The following is an 18,721-nucleotide window of genomic DNA, read 5'->3' as shown; positions in this document are numbered from 1 at the left end:
CCGCGGCTCGCGAGGCGACGGCGCCGACTATGACAGAGGGTCCGACCTTGTGAAACGTTCACAAGGTCGGACCCTCTGTCATACGACCCCGTTGGCGAACCTACGAATCGGGCGGATCGGATGGACCGACACGCATCGACGATCGATGCCCCCTAGGGTTCGGGTATGACCCCGCAGCCCACTGCCACGACTGGAGTTCGTACGGGGATCCCGGTGCCCGTCATCCTCGCCGTCGTCACTGTCTTCATCACCTCGGGGCTCGGGCTACCGTTCAAGCTGATCCCGGTCTTGTTGCTCGGGGCGGAACCCGGACTCGTCCCCGCCGTCGACGAGGTCAGCGTCGCGACCATCACGGTCGTGGTGATTGCTCGCAGCATCATCGAGGTCGTCGCTGCGGCGTTGCTGCTCCGTCGGTCGGCAGCAGCCCGAGCAGTCCTCACCGCTGCATGCATGGCCAGCTTCGTCGTGACGTTTCTGTCCCTGACTCCCGACATGTACGAGATCGCGGGAGCAGTTCCACCGACCATGATCTCGGTGGCCGTGATCGTGCTGCTCCACCTGCCCGGGGTGAACCGCTGGTTGGCGCCGATGCCGAGGGACGCTCACGAGCCGCGCCGCCCTCTGCAGGCCACGCTCGGTGCCCTGACAGCGCTGGTCTGGTCGCTTCCGCTCCTGGTTGTCGCGATCTTCTTCGTCGCCAGGGTGGATTGGTCCTACAGGGCGGCGCAGCCGTGGTTCGAATCGCTCTTTCCGTTTCTCATCGGCGGCGACATCGCGCTACTCCTTGGCCTCGAGATGGTCGCGCTCTCCTTGCCGGCATTCGTAGCCGCGCTGGCGTGCTTCCGGCGGGTACGGTTCGCGCCTGCTCTGATAGTGCTGTCCGCGGCCGTCGCGATCGGTTACCTGCGCCACGCTGTAGGGACCGTGGCCCCGTCAGACCCGTTCGTTGCGACGATCCTCGGGGTGGTGGCGCTCGCCGCGCTGGCGTCGGTCGCCCTGCTCCACTCGAGCTCGGTCCTCGCGTGGTTCTCCATCGGATCGGATGCGCCCGCCGAGGACGTCGTAGCAGCCTCCTGACGCGAGCGCGGATGGATGCGGGGTTCGACTCACTTCCCCGACCAGCGGGCGATGTCCTCGTCGGTGATCTCGACGGGACCCTCGACCCGCTGGGTGGCGCGGATGTGGTTGCCGAAGGGGTCGCGGAAGGCGCAGTCGATGCCGTAGGGCTGCTGGGTGGGCCTGTCGGTGAACTCGACGCCCTTGGCGGAGAGCTCCTCGTAGAGCTTCTGGCAGTCGTCGGTGTTGAAGATGACCGCGGCGCCCATCGCACCCTTGGTCACCAGGTCGCGCAGCTGGGCGGCGGTCTCGGCGCTGTGGGCGGGGGAGCCTCCGGGCACCTCGAGCAGCAGCTGGTGGTCGGGGTCGCCGGGAAGGTGGACGGTGAGCCAGCGCATGAAGCCCATGTCGACGTCGCTGCCGACCTCGAGGCCGAGCTTGCCGACGTAGAAGTCGAGGGCCTCGTCCTGGTCGAGGACGTAGATTCCGGTGATGTTGATGTTGGTCAGCATGCGACCAGTCTGCGGCGCCTTCGGCACCGAGCGCTTCTCCGAAACTGCTCAGCTCGCCGGCCGCATCCAGGCGCGGGCCACGCACCCAGGCACCGCGGGACTGTCGGCCCGGGCGCGGTAGCCGCTGGGGGAGGTGCCGACGATGTCGCGGAACGTACGGCTGAAGGTGCCGAGGCTGGTGAAGCCGACCGTGAGCGCGACCTCGGTGACTGGCATCGAGGTGTCTCGCAGCAGTGCCATGGACCGCTCGATCCGGCGGCGCTGCAGATAGCGGTGGGGCGTCTCGCCGAAGACCGCCTTGAACCTGCGTGTGAAGTGCGCGGAAGACACATGGGCGACCCGCGCGATCGCCGGCACATCGAGGTGCTCGGCGTAGTGCCGGTCCATCGCGTCGCGCGCCCGCAGCAGGCGGCGGTTCTCGTCCTCGCGCGGTGTCACATGCCCGAGCGTATGCCGAGTCGGCTCGTCATGACGAGCCGACTCGGCAGGGTTCTAGCAGGTCACAGACCCATGTCCTTGGCGATGATGAGCTTCATGACCTCGGAGGTTCCGCCGTAGATGCGGTTGACGCGGTTGTCGGCGTAGAGGCGGGCGATGGGGTACTCGTTCATGTAGCCGTAGCCGCCGTGGAGCTGGAGACAGCGGTCGACGACACGGTGGGCGACCTCGGTGCAGAACAGCTTCGCCGAGGCGGCCTCTGCGGCGGTGAGGGTGCCGGCGTCCTCGGCCTCGATGGCGCGGTCGACCACGGCCTCGGCGGCGTCGACCTCGGCCTTGCACGCGGCCAGCTCGAACTTCGTGTTCTGGAAGGACGCGACGGTGGTGCCGAAGACCTTCCGCTCCTGGACGTACTTCTTGGCGAACTCGACGGCGGCCGCGGCCTGGGCGTAGGCGCCGACGGCGATGCCGAGACGCTCGACCGGGAGGTTCTGGCCGAGGTAGGAGAAGCCCTTGCCGACCTCGCCGAGCACGTCCTCGACCGGGACCTGCACGTCGGTGAAGGACAGCTCGGCGGTGTCGGAGACCTTGAGGCCGAGCTTGTCGAGCTTGCGGCCGACCTCGTAGCCCGGCAGCTTGGTGTCGACGGCGAGGAGCGTGATGCCGCCGCGACGGTCCTCGGGGGTGGCCGGCGCGGTGCGGGCGCAGACGATCACCCGGTCGGCGTTGACGCCACCGGTGATGAAGGTCTTGGCGCCGTTGAGGATGTAGTGCTTGCCGTCCTCGGTGAGCTTGGCGTTGGTGGTCATGCCGGCCAGGTCCGAGCCGGTGCCGGGCTCGGTCATCGCGATCGCCCACATCTCCGCACCGGAGACGAAGCCGGGCATCCAGCGCTCCATCTGCTCCTTGGTGGCGAGCTTGAGGAGGTAGGGCAGGCACAGGCCGACGTGGGTGCTCGAGCCGCCGAAGGAGACGCCGGCGCGGGCGAGCTCCTCGGTCATGACGGCGGAGTACTTGAACGACTCGATCCCGGCGCCGCCGTACTCCTCGGGCACCTGGATGCCCCACACGCCGAGCTCGCCGAGCTTGAGGTAGAAGTCGTGGGGGACGATCCCGGCCTCGTACCACTCGTCGTAGACGGGGACGACCTCCTTCTCGATGAACGAGCGGATGGTCTCGCGGAAGGACTGGTGGTCCTCGGTGTAGATGGTGCGGCGCATCAATCGTGCTTTCTTCTCGGGGTCGAAACGGAAGTCGGGCGGAGCCTCAGGGGCGGGCGCCGACGACGCGGAGCGCGAGGTCGGCGTAGAAGTCGGCGAGAGACTCCGGGGTCCAGGAGCCGTCGTCGCGGTACCACCGGGCCAGGTCGATGCCCAGCGAGAGCAGGGCGGTGGCCGCCTTGGCGGGGTCGGGGGTGTCGAAGTCGCCGCTGCGTACGCCTTCCTCGACGACCTCACGCATGACGGTGTCGATGGCGCGGCGCATGCCCGCGATCTCGCGGAAGTGCTCCTCGGTCAGCGCTGCGAGCTCGTAGTTGATGACCCGGGCCGTCGTGTGGGAGCGGGCGTGGAAGAGGACATAGGTGCGTACGGCGGCGGCGACCCGTTCGGCGGGCGCGGCGTCGGTGCGGGTCGCCTCGGTGACGGCCTCGAGGATGATCTCGTGGCCGCGTACCGCGATCGCGTGCAGGAGCTCCTCCTTGGAGCGGTGGTGGACGTAGACCGCTGCCGGGCTCAGCCCCGCCGCGGTGGCGATGTCGCGAGTGCTGGTGCCGTGGAACCCCTTGGCGGAGAATGCCTGGACCGCCGCGTCGAGCAGACGCGCGCGGCTGCGGTCTCCGCGTGCCTGGGTGCTGGTGCGTACGTCGCTCATGCCCCTCAGTCTGGCACAAAGGTAAGTGAGCGCTTAGATTCGGCTCGCGAAAATCGTGCGAGGATGCGGGCGTGAGCAACGCGTTGAAGAAGGTCCTGGTACTCAACGGCCCCAACCTCGGGCGCCTCGGGAAGCGTCAGCCCGAGATCTACGGGCACACCACCCACGACGAGCTCGCCGCGATGTGCATCGACTGGGGCCACGCGCTCGGCTTCGCCGTGGACGTACGTCAGAGCAACCACGAGGGCGACATGGTCGACTGGCTCAACGCCGCCGCCGACAAGGACATCCCGGTCGTGCTCAACGCCGCCGCCTGGACCCACTACTCCTACGCCATCTACGACGCCTGCGCGCAGCTGACCGCTCCGCTGATCGAGGTGCACATCTCCGAGCCGCTCGAGCGGCCCGAGGTGTTCCGGCACACCAGCGTGGTCACCCCCCACGCCACCGCGGTCGTCGCGGGCAAGGGCATCGACGGCTACCACGAGGCGCTCCAGGTCATCGCGTCGAAGCTCGGCACGCCCTGACGGATTGGGTGGGCGTACGTCTCGTTGACTAGGATTCAGCGTGGCCCTGTGGGCCCCCGAACATTGACAACGAGGCCTGCACCGCTGCAGGACGACGAAGACGAAGGCTGACGGACGGTTATGGCGACGACGAACGACCTCAAGAACGGCATGGTGCTCAAGATCGAAGGCCAGCTCTGGCAGGTCACCGAGTTCCAGCACGTGAAGCCCGGCAAGGGCCCGGCGTTCGTCCGCACCAAGCTCCGCAACGTCGAGTCGGGCAAGAACGTCGACAAGACCTTCAACGCCGGCGTCAAGGTCGAGACCGCGACCGTCGACAAGCGCACGATGCAGTACCTCTACAACGACGGCACCTCCTTCGTCTTCATGGACGTGCAGGACTTCGACCAGATCGAGGTCGCCCCGGAGATCGTCGGCGACGCCGCCAACTTCATGCTGGAGAACAGCGAGGCGATCGTGGCCACCAACGAGGGCCGCGTGCTCTTCATCGAGCTGCCGCCGTCGGTCGAGCTGACCATCACCTACACCGAGCCGGGCGTCATGGGCGACTCCGCCACCGGCCGCACCAAGCCGGCGACCCTCGAGACCGGCGCCGAGATCCAGGTGCCGCTCTTCATCGAGCAGGGCGAGAAGATCAAGGTCGACACCCGCGAGGGCGGCTCCTACCTCTCCCGCGTGAAGGGCTGACGTTGGCTGCCCACGTCGCGACCGCACGCTCCAAGGCCCGCAAGCGGGCCCTGGATGTGCTCTTCGCCGCCGAGGCCCGCGGGATCTCCGCCGGCGATCTGCTCGACCAGCAGATCGGCGAGGGCCAGGTGCCCAATAACCCGTTCACGGTCAAGATCGTCAGGGGCGTGGTCGCCGAGGCCGAGCGGATCGACGCCCTGATCTCCGCCTTCGCCAAGGACTGGACGCTGGTCCGGATGCCGGCGGTCGACCGCAACGTGCTCCGCATCGGCGTCTGGGAGATCCTCGACGGCGACGTCGCGGCCGAGGTGGCGATCAGCGAGGCGACGGCGCTGGTGACCGAGCTGTCCACCGACGAGTCCCCCTCCTTCGTCAACGGAGTGCTCGCCGCGGTCGCGAAGGACGTCGCGAAGCGCTGACCAGCAGGTGACGTACGCCTGTCCGGGACGATCCGGGCAGGCGTGACGTCATTTCTGGGTGCGGCGCGACGCGTGTGTTTTCCGGTTATCGACGATTGCTTCGGTCGGGACCGTATGTTTGGACCCGAGGCTGAGATGGAGGCCGCAACCCAGCACCCGTATTCGGAGAGCGCATGACGCAGGAGAACAACCCGTACGACGAGCCGGACTCGCGCACCCGGCCGACTGGAGCACCCTCGCACTGGGTGACACCACCTCCGCCGAGCTCGGCGGGACAGCCGCTCCAGCCCTCACGGCCGGCCCAGCCCTACCCCCAGCCAGACCCGAGTCAGGAGGCGACCCGCATCACCAACCCACAGGTCACCACGACACCCGCGCCGCCCCCTCCGGCGACCGTGGTGACACCGCCGCCCCCGAGCGTCCACGCGCAGGAGGTCCCCAGCGCGACCGACTTCCTCGACCGGCGCGCGGAGTCGGCCGGGTTCGGCCCCGCGACCTGGGGCTGGCGAGGCGCGATCCGCAAGATGTCCGGCGGGCTGATCAGCCCGAAGATGGGCGCCGCCGAGATCGCCTACGAGCAGGACCGGGCGATGATCCAGCGCGACTTCGACGGTCCGCGCACGATCGTCTTCATCAACCCCAAGGGCGGCGCCGCCAAGACCACCGGCGTGCTCGCCGCGGGCTACACCTTCGGCACCGTACGCGGCGGCGGGGTCGTGGCCTGGGACAACAACGAGACCCGGGGCACCCTCGGCATCCGCGGCATGCGCAGCACCCACCGCAACACCACCCGGGAGCTGCTCGACAACCTGGCCGCGTTCAACAACGTCTACCAGTCCCGAATCGGTGACCTGGGTGCCTTCGTACGCTCCCAGGGCGACGCCCACTTCGACGTGCTCGCCTCAGACGAGCGCCCCGACGTCACCGGCCAGATCCACGCCGACGACTTCGGGCAGGTGCACCACCTGCTGGAGCGCTTCTACAAGGTGATCCTGGTCGACACCGGCAACAACATGCGGGCCGAGAACTGGCTCGCCGCCGCCGACACCGCCGACCTGCTGGTGGTGACCTCGACCGTGCGTGAGGACACCGGCTACAGCGGCCTGTGGATGCTCGACGCCCTCCAGGAGTCGGGCTACGCCGACCTCAAGCTGAAGACGATCACGGTGCTCTCCGACCCGTCACCCAAGGTCGACACCAACCTGGCCCGTGATCTCACCGAGGTCTACCAGCAGCGCACCCGCGGGGTCTACCGGGTCCCGTTCGACCCGGTGCTCGTCGCGGGCTCCACGGTGCAGTACTCCCAGCTCTCGGAGGACACCAAGATGTCGTGGCTGAAGGCCTGCGCTGGGATGGCGCACGCGCTCTAGCCGGCATGCCCTAACGTCGGAGTCATGCGCGCAGTCGTCTACTCCGAGAACGGTTCCTCCTCCGTGATGCGTCTGACCGAGCGCCCGGTGCCGAAGCCCGGCCCGGGCGAGGTCCTGGTCAGGCTGGTGCGGGCCGGGGTCAACCCCACCGACTGGAAGGTACGCGCCGGCCTGAGCGCGACCCTCACGACTCCCGAGGCGACTCCGGGCCAGGACGGCGCCGGCGTCATCGAGGAGATCGGCGCGGGGGTCACCACCCACGTCGTCGGCCAGCAGGTCTGGCTCTTCATGGTCCAGCACGGCCAGGCGTGGGGCACCGCGGCGGAGTACGTCACGGTCCCCGCCCACAAGGCCGTCGAGCTGGCACCGGGTGCGTCCTACGACCTCGGGGCCTCGCTCGGCGTCCCGGCGATGACCGCCCACCGGGCGCTGACCTGCGGAAAGGTGGAGCGGGTGGCGCCGGGCTCGTTCGACGGCCTCGCCATCCTGGTCCACGGCGGCGCCGGAGCGGTCGGCAACGCCGCCATCCAGCTGGCCGTGTGGGCGGGCGCGACGGTGATCACCACGGTCAGCTCCCCGGAGAAGGCCGCGCTGGCGAAGGCGGCGGGCGCCCACCACATCGTGAACTACCGCGAGGGCGACCCGGCCGCGGAGATCCGCGAGATCGCGCCGGACGGAGTCGACCAGATCGTCGAGGTCGCGCCGGCGGACAACAACGACCTCGACCGCGCCGTCATCGCCAAGCGCGGCACGATCGCGATCTACGCCAACAACGGCGGCGACGAGCTCACCATGCCGCTGCGGGCGACCTTCTCGCTCAACCTCCGCTACCAGTTCATCCAGCTCTACGGCATCGAGCCGGAGCAGATCCAGGCCGCGGCCGAAGACGTCGCCGCCGCCGTGGCGGCGGGGGCGCTGCGCGTGGGAGCGGAGGCCGGCGTACCTCTGCACCACTACCGGCTCGAGGAGACGGCCGCCGCCCACGACGCGGTCGAGGCGGGCGCGATCGGGAAAGTGCTGATCGACCTGGAGTGAGGATAAGGTTGGCCCGATCCTTTAACGAGCCGTCCCGTGAGGCGGAGAAGGAGACCACAACCTTGTCTGACGCCGTGTCCGAGCCCGCGACCGATGGTCGCGTGGTGCTCGACTCCCGTGACATCTCCCGGGCGCTGACCCGGATCTCCCACGAGATCCTGGAGCGCAACCGCGACGCCGAGGACCTGGTGCTCCTCGGCCTGCACACCCGCGGCGTGCCGCTGGCCAAGCGGATCGCGGCGCGGATCGAGGCGGCCGAGGGCCATCCGGTGGCCCATGGTGCGCTCGACGTGACGATGTACCGCGACGACCTGCGCACCCATCCGACCCGGGCGCCGCACCACACCGAGATCCCGCCGGGCGGCATCGACGGCAAGACCGTGGTGCTGGTCGACGACGTGCTCTTCTCGGGCCGCACGGTCCGCGCCGCGCTCGACGCGCTGGCCGACTACGGCCGCCCCGCCGTCGTACGTCTGGCGGTGCTCGTCGACCGCGGCCACCGGCAGCTGCCGATCCGGGCCGACCACGTCGGGAAGAACCTTCCGACGGCGCGCTCCGAGCGGGTCGGGCTGCGGCTGGAGGAGACCGACGGCATCGACGAAGTACGCATCGTGGAGCTCGAAGGGGTGACCGCATGACGCGCCATCTGCTGTCCATCGACGACGTGAGTGCCGAGGAGATCCAGCAGCTCTTCGCGACCGCCGCCGAGATGCACGACGTCCAGAAGCGTGAGGTCAAGAAGCTGCCGGCGCTGCGCGGGCGCACAGTGATCAACCTCTTCTTCGAGGACTCGACCCGCACCCGGTCCTCCTTCGAGATCGCCGGGAAGTGGCTCTCGGCCGACGTGATCAACCTGTCGGCCAAGGGCTCCTCGGCCTCGAAGGGCGAGTCGCTGCGCGACACCGTGCTGACCGTGACCGCGATGGGCGTCGACGGCCTGGTGATGCGTCACTCGGCCTCCGGCGCGGCCCACCAGGTTGCCGGCTGGCTCGACATCCCGGTGATCAACGCCGGCGACGGGATGCACGAGCACCCGACCCAGGCCCTGCTCGACGGCTACACGCTGCAGCGCCAGCTCGGCAGCCCCGGCTCGCTGGAGGGCAAGCGGATCGCCATCGTCGGCGACCTGACCCACTCGCGGGTGTTCCGCTCCAACGTGAAGTCGCTGGGCAAGCTCGGCGCCTCCGTGGTGGCGGTCGCCCCGCCCACGCTGATGCCCTCGGGCATCGCCGAGTGGGCCAAGGCCGACGGCTTCGCCACCTCCTACACGCTCGACGACGTGCTGCCCGAGGTCGACGCGGTGATGATGCTGCGCGTCCAGCGCGAGCGGATGAGCGGCGGCTACTTCCCGACCTCGCGCGAGTACACCGTGGGCTACGGGCTCACCCGCCAGCGGCTCGGCCTGCTGCGCGACGGTGTCCCGATCCTCCACCCCGGCCCGATGAACCGTGGCCTGGAGATCTCTCCCGAGGCCGCCGATGCCGCCTCCTCCCGGATCCTCGACCAGGTCTCGGCCGGTGTCGCGATCCGGATGTCCGTCCTCTACCACCTGCTTGCCGGCGAGGAGTCCGCATGAGCCTGTTGATCAAGGGAGCCTCTGTCCTCGGGGCCGAGCCGACCGATGTCTACGTCGACGGGGGAGTGATCCGGGAGATCGGCACGGTCTCGGTCTCCGGCGACTCCGTGGACGAGGTCGTCGACGCCTCCGGCCTCGTCCTCCTTCCGGGCCTGGTCGACCTGCACACCCACCTGCGCCAGCCGGGCCGTGAGGACGCCGAGACGGTGGCCTCCGGTGCGGCCGCGGCCGCCGCGGGCGGCTACACCGCCGTGCTCGCGATGGCCAACACCTCGCCGGTCACCGACACCGCCGAGGCCGCGGTCTCGGTGTGGGAGCTCGGCCGCGAGGCAGGGCTGGCCGACGTGTTCCCGGTCGGCGCGGTGACCAAGGGCCTCGGCGGCGAGGAGCTCGCCGAGCTCGCCCTGATGAACCGCTCCCGAGCCGCGGTCAAGGTCTTCTCCGACGACGGTCGCTGTGTCTCTGATCCGCGGGTGATGCGGCGCGCGCTGGAGTACGTCAAGGCGTTCGGCGGCGTGATCTCCCAACACTCCCAGGACCCCTCGCTGGCGCCGTACGGCTCGGCCTGCTGCCACGAGGGCGAGCTCTCCGGACGGCTCGGTCTGCCCGGGTGGCCGGGCGTCGCCGAGGAGGTCATCGTCGCCCGCGACGTGATGCTCGCCCGCCACACCGGCTCGCGCGTCCATGTCGCCCACGCCTCCACCGCCGGCACCGTCGAGGTGCTCCGCTGGGCGAAGGCCCAGGCCGAGAAGGACGGCAGCTGGGCGGTCACCGCCGAGGTCACGCCTCACCACCTGCTGCTGACCACCGACCTGCTCGCCGGCTACGACCCGACCTTCAAGGTCAACCCGCCGCTGCGTCCCGCGGAGGACGTCGAGGCGCTGCGCGAGGCGCTCGCCGACGGCACCATCGACGCCGTCGCGACCGACCACGCCCCGCACGCCCGCCAGGACAAGGAACACGCGTTCGTCGACGCCGCCTTCGGGATGCTCGGGCTCGAGGAGGCGCTCTCGGTCGTGTCCACCGTCATGGTCTCCTCCGGGCTGCTCGACTGGGCCGGCGTCGCCCGAGTCATGTCCACGACCCCGGCCCGTATCGCCGGTCTGGAGGGCCACGGCCGCCCGATCGCGGTCGGCGAGCCGGCCAACCTGGCCCTGGTGGACCCGGCTGCGACCTACGTCGTGGACCGAGACCGCTCGCGCTCGCTCTCCCGCAACAACCCCTGGCACGACCGCAAGCTCACCGGCCGCGTCGTCTCCACCTTCCTGCGAGGGAAGCAGACCTACGCCGGATAGCCCTGGATGCTCACCGAGGTAACTCGGTGAGGGCTTACTTCCTTCGTGGGACTCCACGAAGGAAGTGGTTGCTGGCCGAGTTACCTCGGTGAGCAGTCGCGGGGGCCACGCCCGGCGCAGGATTCAACCCGACTCGGCGAGACGTGCGGATAGGCTCCCCGGCCATGACCGACGTCTTCTCCGACAAGCTGGCACAGTGGCGCGCCTACACTGCGACCCCGTGGGGCCGGATCCGCTACACCGTGGTCGAGGAGGTCCTCCGGCGCCAGTGCGCCGAGCTGGGGGAGCGGCTGCGGATCCTCGACGTCGGCGGCGGCGACGGGATGGACGCGCTGCCGCTGGCGCTCGCCGGGCACGACGTCACGATCCTCGACCCGTCGGAGTCCTGGCTGACGGAGGCCAAGCGGCGGGCCGCGGAGGCCGGCGCCTCGATTACCACTCTCGTCGGTGGCGTCGACGACCTGCCCGAGGGCGAGTGGGACCTGGTGCTGTGCCACTTCGTGCTCCACTACCGCCCAGCTGACGCCGGCGACATAGACCGCCTCGCGGCCGCCGTCCGCCCCGGCGGCCGGCTGTCGGTGATGGTCCCCAACCCGGCGAGCATGGTGCTGCGGCAGCTGGTCACCGGCGGTCCCGAGGCCGCGCTCACCGAGCTGCGCGCGGACACCAAGCGCACGGTCACCTTCGACCATGACGTACGGAAGGTGCCGATGGCCGACCTCGAGGCCGAGATCGCCGCCTCCGGACTCCGGGTGACCGGTCGCTTCGGCAGCAGGGTCGCCAACGACCTCCTCACCGACGACGCCGCCAAGCACGATCCCGACTACTTCGACCGCCTCCTGGAGCTCGAGCGGGCGCTGTGCGACCAGGAGCCGTTCGTACGCATCGCCGGGATGTACCAGCTCGTCGCGGAGCGGCCGGACACGCCCTAGGCTCGCACGCGTGGATAACCTCGAGCGCGTCTACAGGATGCCCTTCGGCTCCGTCTACCCGCACTACGTGACGAAGGTGGAGAAGAAGGGCCGCACCACGGCCGAGCTGCACCAGGTCATCACCTGGCTGACCGGCTTCGACGACGAGACGATCGCGAAGCACATCGAGGCGGAGACGAGCTTCGAGGAGTTCTTCGCCGCCGCCGACCTCAACCCGAGCTCGGAGCTCATCACCGGGGTCGTCTGCGGCGTGCGCGTCCAGGACATCGAGGACCCGGTGATGCGCCAGGTGCGCTACCTCGACAAGCTCGTCGACGAGCTGGCCAAGGGCAAGGCCATGGAGAAGATCCTGCGCGGCTAGGTTTGTGAGCCCTCTGGACTAAATCGGTTTAGTCTGCCAGGTTGTGGGGCGAGTCACAGTCGCGTCCGGGTGGCGGCAGAGTGCCGATCGGGTTCCGGGCGCCCAGGAGAGGAATGCCTGATGTCTGATCGCCCCCGCCTGATCCAGAGTCTTCGCCTCGCCGTGGCCGCCGGTGCCGTCGCGTCCCTCGGTGCCGCGACCGCGCCCGCGGTCGCAGCGCCGGCACCGGCAACCGTCCCGTCCGCCACAGCCACCACAGGGCCGACCGAGTGCAAGGACCCGATCGCGTTCGGCTACTACCGTCAGTGGCGCGATGTCGAGACCACGAAGGAGGAGGACCGCGCGCCCAACGTCCAGCGGATGGACGAGATCCCGCCGCAGCTCGACATCGTCTCCGCCTTCGCCACCAAGCCGGCGCAGGACCCTGACTTCTGGGTGGCCCTGCGCGACACGTACGTCCCTGCTCTCCACGCCCAGGGCACCGAGGTCGTCTTCACGATCTTCATCGACGACATCGCCGACGCCGACGTCGAGCTGAACGAGGCGGCCTACGACGCCCATGCCCGCTGGCTGGTGGAGGAGTACGTCGACCGTGCCGGTCTGGACGGTCTCGACATCGACACCGAGCGCAGCCTGGACCCCGAGCAGACCGAGCGGGCGGCAGGCATCATCCGCGCGCTCGGCAAGTATCTCGGCCCGCAGTCCGGTACCGGGCGCTACCTGATCTACGACACCAACATGACCGGCAACCACCCGCTCTTCCCGCAGATCGCCGAGTACGTCGACTACGTCCTGCTGCAGGCCTACGGCCGTGACCCGGGCCGCCTGCAGGGCACCTGGGAGACCTTCGCGCCCTACATCAGCTCGTGCCAGTTCCTGCCCGGGTTCTCCTTCTACGAGGAGCGCGGCTGGCACTGGCTCGACACCACCGTCCCGTTCGGCGAGAGCCGGGCCGCGGCGTACGCCAACTGGCAGCCCGAGGGCGGCGGGAAGGGCGGGATCTTCAGCTACGCCCTCGACCGCGACGGCAAGCTGGACGGCGACGACACCATCAGCGCCTCGAAGTACACCTGGATGAAGCGGCTCTCCGGGATCATCGACGAGGTCGCGCGTTAATCATTCGCGGTCGCGGGTCGGGGTCGCGTACGCTGGTCTCATCATGATCACCAAGCGCTGACCTCGACCCGCGACCGCGGCACCGCCCGGCGGGTCTTCCTGTCTCTCGTGAAGGCCAGCGCTCATGTCTATGAACCCGATCGTCGTCCGCTACCTCTCCGTCTCCTTCCGCAGCGGCTCCGTTCTCACCGGGATCGACCTCACCGTCTCCCCGGGCGAGCGGATCGCGCTCGTCGGGGAGAACGGCGCCGGAAAGTCCACAGCGCTCCGCGCTATCGCACACCGGCTGCCGCGGACCGCCCAACGCACAGGCACGCTCGAGGCGCCCGACGACCTCGTCTGGCTGCCGCAGGAGCCGCCGTTCCGCGACGAGGCGAGCATCGAGGACGTACTCGCCACGACCCTGCGGCCGCTCCGCGAGGCCGTCGCCACGGTCGAGACGCTCGCGGACCGGCTCGACGATCCCGAGGTCGCCGAGACGTACGCGAGCGCGCTCGACTTCGCCGTCGCCCACGACGCCTGGGACGCCGACCGGCGCGCCATCCTGGCCGCCGAGCGGCTCGGCCTGAGCGGTCTCGACCGCGACCGTCCGATCAGCACGCTCTCGGGCGGGCAGCGCACCAGGCTGGCGCTCGCGACCGCGATCACCCGCCGCCCGGACGCGCTGCTGCTCGACGAGCCGACCAACCACCTCGACGACGAGGCGGTCGGCGTGCTGGGGGAGTTCCTCCGCGACCTGCCTGGTGTCGTCCTGATGGCCTCGCATGACCGTGTCTTCCTCGACGAGGTCGCCACCGGGCTCTTCGACCTCGACCCGACCGCCTTCGGCACCGACGGAGCCGGTGGGCGGCTCTTCGGCGGCGGGTGGAGCGACTACGAGGAGGCACGGAAGGCCGCCAGGGAGCGGTGGGAGCAGACGTACGCGGAGCAGCAGGAGGAGCTCAAGCGACTCCGCACGGCGACCAAGATCGGCAACGACGCGATCGCCCACAACCGCGGCCCGACCGACAACGACAAGTTCATCTACAAGTTCAAGGGCAGCAACGTCGAGCGCACCGTCGCCCGCCGCAAGAAGGACGCCCACCGGCGGTTGGAGGAGGCCGAGGAGGCGCAGGTACGCAAGCCGCCTCCGCCGCTGCGGCTGAACGCCTCGCTGTCGGCCGCGGGCGCGAGCGGAAGGACGGTCGTGGTCCGCGACCTCGTGGTCGAGGACCGGGTCAGCGTGCCCGTCCTGGACATCACGGCGGGTGAGCACCTGCTGATCACCGGCCCCAACGGCAGCGGGAAGTCCACGTTGCTCGGGGTGATCTCCGGGCGTCTCAAGCCGACGTCCGGTGAGGTCCAGGTGAGTGCGCGGCACGTCGAGGAGCTCACCCAGGACCCGCAGTTCGGGGACCTGCGGCGCAAGGTCGCCGACGTCTACACCGAGTCGGTGGGGGAGGTGCTGGCGACCCAGGTGCCGCTGCGTGATCTCGGGCTCGTCCATCCGCGCGACCTCAACCGCCCGGTCGGTGCCCTGAGCGTCGGGCAGCGGCGCCGGCTCGACCTGGCGATCGCCATCGCGACCGGCCCGGACCTGCTGCTCCTCGATGAGCCGACCAACCACATCTCGCTCACGCTGGCCGGTGAGCTGGAGGAGGCGATCGCGGCCACGCCGGGGACCATGGTGGTCGCCTCACACGACCGTTGGCTGCGCCGCGGCTGGTCGGGCCCGGAGCATCGCCTGGTGCCCTGAAACGGGTCGCGGGCGGGCCACTTACGGGCGAAGCCCTGTGGATGAGCAGCGTTGTCCACAGGGCTTCGGACCGTCGTTGTCCTCCTCGGCGGGTCGTGGTGCGGTTGGCTCATGACCGACAAGATTCCGTACGCCCCAGTCCTCCGCACCCAGGCCGACGTCGAGGCCGCCTGGCGACATCTGATCAACCCGCTCGGCTGGCCGGAGCCGCGGCTGTGGCTGATGTTCGTCGATGCCGACGGCGTCCCGTTTCCGCAGCTGTGCCAGATCGAGGCCGTGCCGGCAGAGATCGCCGACGACGGTGCTGCCAAGCTGGCCACGTTGCTGCGTGAACTGGTCGACGAGCACGGCTTCGACCGGGTCGAGCTCCTGCTCTGCCGACCGGGCGGTGACCCGCCGAACCGGTCGGACCGGAGGAACGCCGCCGAGCTCTACGGTGCGTGTGCCGTGGCCGGGGTGCCGATCGACGTCATCCACCTCGCGACCGACCAGGACTTCTGGCCGATCCCGCTGGACGCGCTCGGCGAGGTCAGAACTCCAGCGTGACCTTGGTGTCTCCGAGCTCGCGCTCGACGATGCGGTCGAACTCCGCGGAGGCGGCCTCCCGCTCGACCAGGTCACGCAGCGCGTGGTCGATCGCAGCCTGGTTGGTCGTCGTGCCGGCGATCTTCCTCGCCTCGGCCAACAGCTCCTTGTCGATGCTGATCGACGTCTCGGTCATTGCGTACCCCCGCACGGAATCTGATGAAACATCGGAACGCTAGCGGCGCTCGACATGCAACGCAATGACCTGCGACAACCGTCACATCGTGTCGCAGTCACCTGGGTATTTGTGCATCAGGCCGTTGCGCAAACACCCATGCCCAGTCCAGGCTCTCTCGCTAGTGTGCAAGGGGTGCTTGCACAAACACCGGCGGCTGAACGAGAGCCAGACCGTCAGGACATGGATCGAGCAAGGCGGTCGACGAGTCGCAGCGCGTCAGGGAGGCGAGCAGGACCGGACATGGCACGAACCAGGTCGGCAGCATCGGCCTGCGCTATGCCGGTGGCCGTGACGTACAAGGGTCTGGTCGAGATTCCGCGGAGGACGGGTGCGGCATGGGTGGCGGCGTGGAAGCTGGTCTTGGCGACACCGATGACCGCGGGAGCGAGCCCGGCATGCCAGACATGCCATCCCAGGCCAGGCCGTCCGTCCGGGTCGAGGTCGACGTAGCCGTCGACGACGAGCACGTCGAGCGGGTCGACGTCGGAGAGGAGGGCCGTCAGTGCGGGCAGCTCCCGCTCGTAGAACCTGCCGGGGGCGTAGTCGGCCACCTCGTCGAGCCACGCCGTGTGCTGCTCGACGATCGTGCCGAACCTAGGGTCGTCGCTCGCCACGAGCGCTGCATGCCCACCGCCGGATAGCGGGTAGCGGGCGTCGGCCGCCCCGAACCTGGTCGCCACGGTCACAGAATATGACGAGCGTGCGGAACACCGGTGAGTCGCACATCGGCCGCATGCCAGGATGGAGCCGAGAAGGACCGATGTGGGTCCGTGAACGCAAGGGTTAGAGATGACGGACGCAGCGTGGTACCCGGACCCGACCGGACAGGCCGAGCTTCGATACTACGACGGGAGCCAGTGGACCGAGCACGTGTCCACGGGCGGGCAGCAGTCGACGGCGCCGCTGACGCCGCCGCAGGCGACGGTGGCGCAGGAGGCCCCGACGCAGGTCGGTTCGGCGCAGGCCGCCCAGGCGGCGTACGGCGACAGCGGTCAGGCGCAGCAGGCCCAGTACGGGCAGCAGCCTGCCCACTCCCAGCAGCCCGCCGGCGACGCGTTCGCAGGAATCTCAGGTGACCTGATCGACGGTCGTTTCTCCGAGATCGAGGGCGACGGGGCGGTGCTGCAGAACAAGAAGCTCCTGCGCGTACGCGTCGGGGAGCCGTTCCAGGCACGCCAGGGGTCGATGGTGGCCTACCAGGGCAACGTGCAGTTCAAGTACCAGGGCGGCGGCGTCGGCAAGTTCCTCAAGAAGGCCGTCACCGGCGAGGGCCTCAGCCTGATGGGCGTCGAGGGGCAGGGCGACGTGTTCCTGGCCGACGCGGCCAAGGAGGTCCACATCCTCCGGCTGAACAACTCCGGCATCTCGATCAACGGCGACCACGTGCTCGCCTTCTCCGGGGGCCTGCAGTGGAACATCGAGCGGGTCCAGGGTGCCGGCATGCTCACCGGCGGCCTCTTCAACACGACCCTGCGCGGCACCGGCTGGGTCGCGGTCACCACCGAGGGCGACCCCGTGGTCCTCAACGCAGCCGAGGCGCCGACCTTCACCGACACCAACGCGGTCGTCGGCTGGTCGCTCGGCCTCCAGACCAGCCTGCAGAAGTCGTTCACCGCGGGTGCGCTCATCGGCCGCGGCAGCGGCGAGGCGTTCCAGGTCGCCTTCCAGGGCGCCGGGTTCGTCATCGTGCAGCCGTCCGAGGGCGCGGTCGTCCCGCCCCACTCGCACAGCTGAGCGCGATCCAGCAGGGCCGACTGCCGCGTACGTCACATGCTGGCGTACGCGGCGGACGCCAACTGCCGTCAACCGGCATCTGCTTGATACTGTCACCAGCAAGTTGACCGACATCCTTTAAGCACCGTCCCGTGAGGCGGAGAAGGAGGTACGGCGTGCCGCTGCATGCCCACAAAGAAGCACTCCTCGTACTCGAGGATGGTCGATCGTTCCGGGGGGAGTCGTTCGGCGCCGAGGGTGAGACCTTCGGCGAGGCGGTCTTCTCCACCGGCATGACGGGCTATCAGGAGACGCTGACCGACCCGAGCTACCACCAGCAGGTGGTCGTGATGACCGCGCCCCACGTCGGCAACACCGGCGTGAACGACGAGGACCCGGAGTCGCGCAGGATCTGGGTCGCCGGCTACGTCGTCCGCGACCCTGCCCGGGTCTCCTCCAACTGGCGCGCGCAGCGCAGCCTCGACGACGACCTCCGCGACCAGTCCGTGGTCGGTATCAGCGGGATCGACACCCGCGCCCTCACCCGCCACCTGCGTGAGCGCGGCGCGATGCGCGTCGGGATCTCCACGATCGAGACCGACCCCGAGGCTCTGCTGAAGAAGGTGCTCGCCTCCGCCGAGATGAGCGGTGCGAACCTCTCCGACGCGGTCAGCACCCAGGAGGCGTACGTCGTCCCGGCCAAGGGCGAGAAGCGGTTCACCGTCGCGGCCCTCGACCTCGGCATCAAGGAGATGACTCCGGAGCGGATGGCCGAGCGCGGCATCGAGGTGCACGTGCTCCCCGCGACCGCCACCCTCGAGGACGTCAAGAGCGTGAACCCTGACGGGCTCTTCTACTCCAACGGCCCCGGCGACCCGGCCGCGACCACCGGCCAGGTGGAACTGCTGAAGGCGGCGCTGGCCGAGGACATCCCCTACTTCGGCATCTGCTTCGGCAACCAGCTCTTCGGCCGAGCGCTGGGCTTCGGGACGTACAAGCTCAAGTACGGCCACCGCGGGATCAACCAGCCGGTCATGGACCTCACCACCCGCAAGGTCGAGGTGACGGCCCACAACCACGGCTTCGCCGTGGACGCCCCGATCGGCGAGGAGACCACGACGCCCTACGGCATCGCGACCGTCTCCCACGTCAACCTCAACGACGACTGCGTCGAGGGCCTCGAGCTCAAGGACGCCGAGACCGGGAAGCTCAAGGGCTTCTCCGTCCAGTACCACCCGGAGGCAGCGGCCGGCCCGCACGATGCCGCCTACCTCTTCGACCGGTTCATCTCTCTCATGGCGAAGGAGGTCTGAG

22 protein-coding genes are annotated in these 18,721 nt (G+C 69.4%); 16 read left to right on the top strand and 6 right to left on the bottom strand.

Annotated features, from left to right (window positions below; translation table 11 throughout):
- Positions 1-165: 165 nt before the first annotated feature.
- Positions 166-1,077 carry a hypothetical protein gene (locus G5C66_RS13775; protein WP_165111530.1) on the top strand — a complete coding sequence of 304 codons (912 nt, stop codon included), beginning with the start codon at positions 166-168 and terminating at the stop codon, positions 1,075-1,077.
- 29 nt (positions 1,078-1,106) lie between these two features.
- Here G5C66_RS13775 and G5C66_RS13770 read toward each other — a convergent pair whose 3' ends face one another.
- The 4 genes from G5C66_RS13770 to G5C66_RS13755 form a co-directional block, all read right to left on the bottom strand.
- Positions 1,107-1,568, bottom strand: coding sequence for a VOC family protein (locus G5C66_RS13770; protein WP_165111529.1), 462 nt, complete (start codon positions 1,566-1,568; stop codon positions 1,107-1,109).
- A 48-nt stretch (positions 1,569-1,616) separates the two neighbouring features.
- Positions 1,617-2,006, bottom strand: coding sequence for a helix-turn-helix domain-containing protein (locus G5C66_RS13765; protein ID WP_165111528.1), 390 nt, complete (start codon positions 2,004-2,006; stop codon positions 1,617-1,619).
- A 62-nt stretch (positions 2,007-2,068) separates the two neighbouring features.
- Complete coding sequence (locus G5C66_RS13760) at positions 2,069-3,226, bottom strand: acyl-CoA dehydrogenase family protein (RefSeq protein ID WP_165111527.1); 1,158 nt, start codon at positions 3,224-3,226, stop codon at positions 2,069-2,071.
- 46 nt (positions 3,227-3,272) lie between these two features.
- On the bottom strand, positions 3,273-3,878 hold the full coding sequence (locus G5C66_RS13755; RefSeq protein WP_165111526.1) for a TetR/AcrR family transcriptional regulator: 606 nt from the start codon (positions 3,876-3,878) through the stop codon (positions 3,273-3,275).
- 71 nt (positions 3,879-3,949) lie between these two features.
- Here G5C66_RS13755 and G5C66_RS13750 point away from each other — a divergent pair, with 71 nt between their 5' ends.
- From G5C66_RS13750 to G5C66_RS13690, 13 genes are all read left to right on the top strand, one after another.
- The gene (locus tag G5C66_RS13750; RefSeq protein ID WP_165111525.1) at positions 3,950-4,405 is read left to right on the top strand and encodes a type II 3-dehydroquinate dehydratase; all 456 of its coding nucleotides are present in this window, start codon (positions 3,950-3,952) and stop codon (positions 4,403-4,405) included.
- A 120-nt stretch (positions 4,406-4,525) separates the two neighbouring features.
- A complete protein-coding gene (efp, locus tag G5C66_RS13745) occupies positions 4,526-5,092 on the top strand; it encodes an elongation factor P (RefSeq protein WP_165111524.1) in 567 nt (188 codons plus the stop codon).
- Positions 5,093-5,094: 2 nt separating this feature from the next.
- The gene (nusB, locus tag G5C66_RS13740) at positions 5,095-5,511 is read left to right on the top strand and encodes a transcription antitermination factor NusB (RefSeq protein ID WP_165111523.1); all 417 of its coding nucleotides are present in this window, start codon (positions 5,095-5,097) and stop codon (positions 5,509-5,511) included.
- A gap of 173 nt (positions 5,512-5,684) precedes the next feature.
- A complete protein-coding gene (locus G5C66_RS13735; RefSeq protein WP_206444084.1) occupies positions 5,685-6,881 on the top strand; it encodes a hypothetical protein in 1,197 nt (398 codons plus the stop codon).
- Between the two features lie 24 nt (positions 6,882-6,905).
- Positions 6,906-7,916, top strand: a complete 1,011-nt coding sequence (locus tag G5C66_RS13730) for an NADPH:quinone reductase (RefSeq protein ID WP_165111522.1) — start codon at positions 6,906-6,908, stop codon at positions 7,914-7,916.
- 62 nt (positions 7,917-7,978) lie between these two features.
- The gene (gene pyrR / locus G5C66_RS13725; protein WP_165111521.1) at positions 7,979-8,554 is read left to right on the top strand and encodes a bifunctional pyr operon transcriptional regulator/uracil phosphoribosyltransferase PyrR; all 576 of its coding nucleotides are present in this window, start codon (positions 7,979-7,981) and stop codon (positions 8,552-8,554) included.
- On the top strand, positions 8,551-9,492 hold the full coding sequence (locus G5C66_RS13720) for an aspartate carbamoyltransferase catalytic subunit (protein ID WP_165111520.1): 942 nt from the start codon (positions 8,551-8,553) through the stop codon (positions 9,490-9,492). The genes pyrR and G5C66_RS13720 overlap by 4 nt, the downstream gene beginning before the upstream one ends.
- The gene (locus tag G5C66_RS13715; protein WP_165111519.1) at positions 9,489-10,787 is read left to right on the top strand and encodes a dihydroorotase; all 1,299 of its coding nucleotides are present in this window, start codon (positions 9,489-9,491) and stop codon (positions 10,785-10,787) included. The genes G5C66_RS13720 and G5C66_RS13715 overlap by 4 nt, the downstream gene beginning before the upstream one ends.
- Before the next feature lie 164 nt (positions 10,788-10,951).
- On the top strand, positions 10,952-11,719 hold the full coding sequence (locus tag G5C66_RS13710) for a methyltransferase domain-containing protein (protein ID WP_165111518.1): 768 nt from the start codon (positions 10,952-10,954) through the stop codon (positions 11,717-11,719).
- A gap of 10 nt (positions 11,720-11,729) precedes the next feature.
- Positions 11,730-12,080 (top strand): DUF2200 domain-containing protein, encoded by a 351-nt coding sequence (locus G5C66_RS13705; protein ID WP_338144169.1) that lies wholly within the window; start codon positions 11,730-11,732, stop codon positions 12,078-12,080.
- Positions 12,081-12,200: 120 nt separating this feature from the next.
- Positions 12,201-13,196, top strand: coding sequence for an endo-beta-N-acetylglucosaminidase family protein (locus G5C66_RS13700; RefSeq protein ID WP_165111517.1), 996 nt, complete (start codon positions 12,201-12,203; stop codon positions 13,194-13,196).
- A gap of 124 nt (positions 13,197-13,320) precedes the next feature.
- Positions 13,321-14,931, top strand: coding sequence for an ABC-F family ATP-binding cassette domain-containing protein (locus G5C66_RS13695; protein ID WP_241248497.1), 1,611 nt, complete (start codon positions 13,321-13,323; stop codon positions 14,929-14,931).
- Positions 14,932-15,042: 111 nt separating this feature from the next.
- The gene (locus tag G5C66_RS13690; protein WP_165111516.1) at positions 15,043-15,477 is read left to right on the top strand and encodes a hypothetical protein; all 435 of its coding nucleotides are present in this window, start codon (positions 15,043-15,045) and stop codon (positions 15,475-15,477) included.
- On the opposite strand, the gene G5C66_RS13685 is transcribed toward G5C66_RS13690, so the two are convergent.
- Together G5C66_RS13685 and G5C66_RS13680 are read right to left on the bottom strand one after the other, a co-directional pair.
- Positions 15,461-15,652, bottom strand: a complete 192-nt coding sequence (locus tag G5C66_RS13685; protein ID WP_008356770.1) for a type II toxin-antitoxin system VapB family antitoxin — start codon at positions 15,650-15,652, stop codon at positions 15,461-15,463. The genes G5C66_RS13690 and G5C66_RS13685 overlap by 17 nt on opposite strands.
- A 215-nt stretch (positions 15,653-15,867) precedes the next feature.
- Entirely contained in the window at positions 15,868-16,374 is a 507-nt protein-coding gene (locus G5C66_RS13680) for an endonuclease V (protein WP_206444083.1), read from the bottom strand.
- Positions 16,375-16,483: 109 nt separating this feature from the next.
- On the opposite strand from G5C66_RS13680, the gene G5C66_RS13675 reads away from it, so the two are divergent.
- Positions 16,484-17,428 (top strand): AIM24 family protein, encoded by a 945-nt coding sequence (locus G5C66_RS13675; protein ID WP_165111514.1) that lies wholly within the window; start codon positions 16,484-16,486, stop codon positions 17,426-17,428.
- Positions 17,429-17,583: 155 nt separating this feature from the next.
- Positions 17,584-18,720 (top strand): glutamine-hydrolyzing carbamoyl-phosphate synthase small subunit, encoded by a 1,137-nt coding sequence (gene carA, locus G5C66_RS13670; protein WP_165111513.1) that lies wholly within the window; start codon positions 17,584-17,586, stop codon positions 18,718-18,720.
- The last annotated feature ends 1 nt before the right edge of the window (position 18,721 follow it).

The sequence above is a fragment of the Nocardioides turkmenicus genome (assembly GCF_011045035.1).
GTDB lineage: Bacteria > Actinomycetota > Actinomycetes > Propionibacteriales > Nocardioidaceae > Nocardioides > Nocardioides turkmenicus.
Note: the sequence above shows the minus strand (reverse complement) of the source record. Positions and strands in the feature narration are given on the sequence as shown.

What these genes read in the sequence shown, in the direction of transcription:
- G5C66_RS13695 (WP_241248497.1), top strand. Translation starts at nt 13,321, where the DNA reads ATGTCTATGAACCCGATCGTCGTCCGCTACCTCTCCGTCTCCTTCCGC.
- G5C66_RS13715 (WP_165111519.1), top strand. Translation starts at nt 9,489, where the DNA reads ATGAGCCTGTTGATCAAGGGAGCCTCTGTCCTCGGGGCCGAGCCGACC.
- G5C66_RS13770 (WP_165111529.1), bottom strand. Translation starts at nt 1,568, where the DNA reads ATGCTGACCAACATCAACATCACCGGAATCTACGTCCTCGACCAGGAC.
- G5C66_RS13700 (WP_165111517.1), top strand. Translation starts at nt 12,201, where the DNA reads ATGTCTGATCGCCCCCGCCTGATCCAGAGTCTTCGCCTCGCCGTGGCC.
- G5C66_RS13675 (WP_165111514.1), top strand. Translation starts at nt 16,484, where the DNA reads ATGACGGACGCAGCGTGGTACCCGGACCCGACCGGACAGGCCGAGCTT.
- G5C66_RS13735 (WP_206444084.1), top strand. Translation starts at nt 5,685, where the DNA reads ATGACGCAGGAGAACAACCCGTACGACGAGCCGGACTCGCGCACCCGG.
- G5C66_RS13710 (WP_165111518.1), top strand. Translation starts at nt 10,952, where the DNA reads ATGACCGACGTCTTCTCCGACAAGCTGGCACAGTGGCGCGCCTACACT.
- G5C66_RS13685 (WP_008356770.1), bottom strand. Translation starts at nt 15,652, where the DNA reads ATGACCGAGACGTCGATCAGCATCGACAAGGAGCTGTTGGCCGAGGCG.
- G5C66_RS13720 (WP_165111520.1), top strand. Translation starts at nt 8,551, where the DNA reads ATGACGCGCCATCTGCTGTCCATCGACGACGTGAGTGCCGAGGAGATC.
- G5C66_RS13690 (WP_165111516.1), top strand. Translation starts at nt 15,043, where the DNA reads ATGACCGACAAGATTCCGTACGCCCCAGTCCTCCGCACCCAGGCCGAC.
- efp (WP_165111524.1), top strand. Translation starts at nt 4,526, where the DNA reads ATGGCGACGACGAACGACCTCAAGAACGGCATGGTGCTCAAGATCGAA.
- G5C66_RS13730 (WP_165111522.1), top strand. Translation starts at nt 6,906, where the DNA reads ATGCGCGCAGTCGTCTACTCCGAGAACGGTTCCTCCTCCGTGATGCGT.
- G5C66_RS13755 (WP_165111526.1), bottom strand. Translation starts at nt 3,878, where the DNA reads ATGAGCGACGTACGCACCAGCACCCAGGCACGCGGAGACCGCAGCCGC.
- G5C66_RS13775 (WP_165111530.1), top strand. Translation starts at nt 166, where the DNA reads ATGACCCCGCAGCCCACTGCCACGACTGGAGTTCGTACGGGGATCCCG.
- G5C66_RS13760 (WP_165111527.1), bottom strand. Translation starts at nt 3,226, where the DNA reads ATGCGCCGCACCATCTACACCGAGGACCACCAGTCCTTCCGCGAGACC.